Raw genomic sequence first — 3,627 nt, 5'->3', positions numbered from 1 at the left:
TTTAAACTATGTGATCCCGCTGGGGCTCGAACCCAGGACCCTAACATTAAAAGTGTTATGCTCTACCAGCTGAGCTACGGAATCATTGCGGTTTTGACTTGTTTTTCTTAAATCATTGCCGTAATTGGACTGCAAATTTAAGCTACTGATTTTAAAATGCAAAACCTAAACCGAATCTTTCTGACAAAATTATTGATATTTTTTATAGCCCTAATGCAAAGCTTTAACTGTCAAGCGGATACAAGCAGGCTAAATTTAGCAGATTCTTTGTTCGGTCAGCAGAGTTATCAAGAGGCATATGTTATTTATCAGGATTTACTTGAAAATGAAGGTGCTTTTTCTCCAGCTATGCTTCTAAAGATGGCATTTGTAGCGGAAGGGAAAGGAGATTTTTCAATGGCGAGTTATTATTTGGCTAAATATTACGACCAAAACCCAAACCCAAGGGTAATTACCAAAATCAAGACTTTGACAGAACAGGGCAATTTAAAAGGATATGAGGTCAGTGATTGGGAAAGATTAATCAAGTTTTTAACTGATTTCCAGTCTGAAATAACCGGCCTATTCTCATTTCTGTTGGTAGTTTCATTGATCCTTCTTTTCATATATAGAAAGAAGGCAGACCATACAAAATACTACCTCCCTACCCTCCTTTTCTTGATCCTGGCTTTTATTAGTAATAATTTTCTTAGCGAACCTAATACTGCAATTGTGACGGGTACACCCACGCTAATTATGGACCAACCGACAGCAGGCGGAAAATTATTGGATGTGGTAGATCCTGGTCATAGAGTTGTTGTCAAATCTTCAAAAGATATTTGGTATGAAGTCAAATGGGGCGAAAGGAAAGCTTATGTTAAAAAAGAACATGTGACAAGGTTATAAGTCAAAAATTCAAAGGATCAAGATTTTTGAAATGCCCATTCATCTTTATCTTTTTTTTGGCTTGTTCTATATCCCTTAAGACTGGAATAACTCTGGTTAAGTAAGCAATCAAATATCTTAATCGGTCTGCTTCACCATCCAGTTGTAATAGCTCATATTCTTCCTCTATTTTGAGTCCAATTTTATGGGAAAAAGTAAAAGAATCTACTTCAAGTGATTTAACTTCCAAATTCTGATCCATTAATCTAAAAAGCTCCCTGAGATAAAGGAGGTATTCAGCGTAAACACTTTTGGGTACTCTTGGATCATTAACGCGGTAATGCACCTTACCCGCAGCATAAAGTTTTCCATGCGCTGGATTATCAAAGGTAATCAAATCAAACACCCTTCTACCTATGGTTTTGATATCCATACGTCCATCCTCGTACGTATGGCTGATTTCTAAAAGCTGGACCTCAGTTCCAAAAGACATGAGGCGGTCTAAGTAAATGCCTATGCCAAACCTTCCTCCCTGCTCTTTTATATCATGAACAAGTTGCTTATATCTTGGTTCAAAAATGTGAAGGTTAAGCCGCTCTCCCGGAAAGGCTACTAATTTGAGAGGAAATATGGGAAGGTAGTCTGACATACCCTTATACAACCTGAAAATAGCCAATTGGTTGTTGAAAAGAGGGATTAATCCTGGAAGGCTTCTTCCCCAACTTTTTCGAATTCTTCTTGCAGGGAAACTATAGCTTCTGGAGAAGGGTATAATGTTTTAATTTTCTCTTTATATCCCTCATCAAAACCATCATGATTAAGAATATAATTTTTTGTGGCCAAAACTTGGTGTCCCAATCCACATTCAATGGCAAAACCATCTGCCGCTAATTCAGCCTCAACTACTTTTTGCTTGGAAACTAGATATTTAAAACCGAAACGCATCATATTGGTCGATGATCTGTCCAAATAATCCATAATATGCCCAAGTTCATGCCCTATCCAGCCAACTAATGCATCATTAGGAATTTCCTCAACTGGAATAACAACATCCCCAAAATTTAAAGCTCTGGTTATTTTTATTCTATATTTCCTTTTTTCTTTTCCATCAACAAACAAAGACAATACTTTTGGCTGTGCCTGCATCACAGACCCCTTGATTTTATCTTTAAATTCAAAATTAATGTGTACATCTCTCAAATCGGGAAAATGGGAAAGTGCTTCCATAACAGGCTCCATAATTTCCAATGGAATTGTTTTGTTTTCAAATACGATAAAATCGTCTGTAGATTGCTGCTCTATTTGAAAGGTGTAGGGGTGATTATTTAATCCGTGAAGAAGTAATGGGTTTCCCAAAAGGACTGCCCAAATCAATAATAAATACATGAATATTAAATTGTTTGTGGTTAGTATATAAAAAATAAACCAGCATTCCTAAGACATTGTTCCTTAAAACAAAAAAAAGAGAGGCGAGGCCTCTCTTTCCTTACATCCAATATGAAATAAATAGAATCAAGATTTATTGGCAATGAAGGTTAATAAGTCAAGCACCTTGTTGGAATACCCCATTTCATTATCATACCAGGAAACCACCTTAACGAAAGTGTCACTTAATTGAATCCCAGCACCTGCATCGAAGATTGAAGTTCTTGCATCTCCATTAAAATCAGTTGAAACAACGGAATCTTCCGTATATCCCAAAATACCTTTCAAATTGGTTTCGGAAGCTTCTTTCATTTTTGCGCAAATTTCTTGATAAGATGCCGGTTTTTTCAGTCTTACGGTAAGGTCAACTACAGAAACATTTGGTGTAGGCACCCTAAAGGCCATACCTGTCAGTTTACCGTTCAGTTCAGGAATCACCTTCCCTACAGCTTTAGCAGCACCTGTAGATGATGGAATGATATTCTGGGAAGCACCTCTGCCGCCTCTCCAATCTTTAGCAGAAGGACCATCTACAGTCTTTTGAGTTGCAGTAACGGCATGCACTGTGGTCATCAAACCCTCTTCGATACCCCAATTATCATTCAAAACCTTAGCTAGCGGAGCAAGGCAATTGGTTGTACAAGAAGCATTCGAAACAAAGTTCATGTCAGTCGTATATTTATCATGATTGACACCCATTACAAACATTGGGGTATCATCCTTAGATGGGGCAGACATGATTACTTTTTTTGCACCTGCATCAATATGACCTTGGGCGCTATCTTTTGTCAAAAATATACCTGTTGACTCTACTACGTAATCAGCACCTACTTCACCCCACTTCAGATCAGCGGGGTTTTTCTCCGCACTCACCCTAATTTCGTTTCCGTTGACCACAAGTTTACCATCCTTTACTTCGACAGTTCCATCAAATCTACCGTGGGTGGAATCATATTTCAGCATGTAAGCAATATAATCAACATCAATCAAGTCATTGATAGCTACAACTTGTACTTCAGGCCTTGATTGCGCAGCTCTGAAAACCAGTCTACCGATTCTTCCGAATCCATTGATACCTACTTTAATTTTGCTCATAGTTTTTTTATTTGTTAATATAATTTTTACACTTTAAAAAGAAAGATTAGTTTCAAAATTTTGGAGGCTGATCTGAAAACAGATTCCTCTTATAAAATTACCAAATTAATTTTGCCCACCAAAATATTTAAACACTTGAGAATGAATCCCTTAATCCTTTATTTGAAATACAATCGATTGCAGATTGGTTTACTCCTCAACAAGCAGCTGATTATCAGCTTAATAATTAAAAGGAATAAAAAA

The 3,627-nt window shown here is 37.1% G+C and carries 4 protein-coding genes and 1 tRNA gene; 1 reads left to right on the top strand and 4 read right to left on the bottom strand.

What is annotated here, in order from left to right; genetic code table 11:
* Nucleotides 1-11: 11 nt before the first annotated feature.
* Nucleotides 12-84, bottom strand: a tRNA-Lys gene (locus tag B879_RS20380).
* A gap of 72 nt (nucleotides 85-156) precedes the next feature.
* Here B879_RS20380 and B879_RS20375 point away from each other — a divergent pair.
* On the top strand, nucleotides 157-885 hold the full coding sequence (locus B879_RS20375; protein ID WP_009187122.1) for a tetratricopeptide repeat protein: 729 nt from the start codon (nucleotides 157-159) through the stop codon (nucleotides 883-885).
* 1 nt (nucleotide 886) lies between these two features.
* Here B879_RS20375 and B879_RS20370 read toward each other — a convergent pair whose 3' ends face one another.
* The 3 genes from B879_RS20370 to gap all read right to left on the bottom strand — a co-directional run bounded on the left by B879_RS20370 (nucleotide 887) and on the right by gap (nucleotide 3,384).
* On the bottom strand, nucleotides 887-1,513 hold the full coding sequence (locus B879_RS20370) for an LON peptidase substrate-binding domain-containing protein (protein ID WP_009187121.1): 627 nt from the start codon (nucleotides 1,511-1,513) through the stop codon (nucleotides 887-889).
* 47 nt (nucleotides 1,514-1,560) lie between these two features.
* Nucleotides 1,561-2,250, bottom strand: a complete 690-nt coding sequence (locus B879_RS20365; protein ID WP_009187120.1) for a hypothetical protein — start codon at nucleotides 2,248-2,250, stop codon at nucleotides 1,561-1,563.
* A gap of 126 nt (nucleotides 2,251-2,376) precedes the next feature.
* The gene (gene gap, locus B879_RS20360) at nucleotides 2,377-3,384 is read right to left on the bottom strand and encodes a type I glyceraldehyde-3-phosphate dehydrogenase (protein ID WP_009187119.1); all 1,008 of its coding nucleotides are present in this window, start codon (nucleotides 3,382-3,384) and stop codon (nucleotides 2,377-2,379) included.
* Between the last annotated feature and the right edge of the window lie 243 nt (nucleotides 3,385-3,627).

The organism is Cecembia lonarensis LW9 (assembly GCF_000298295.1).
In the GTDB taxonomy this organism is placed as follows: domain Bacteria; phylum Bacteroidota; class Bacteroidia; order Cytophagales; family Cyclobacteriaceae; genus Cecembia; species Cecembia lonarensis.
The sequence above is the reverse complement of the archived record's forward strand: the minus strand, read 5'-3'. Positions and strand labels throughout refer to the sequence as shown.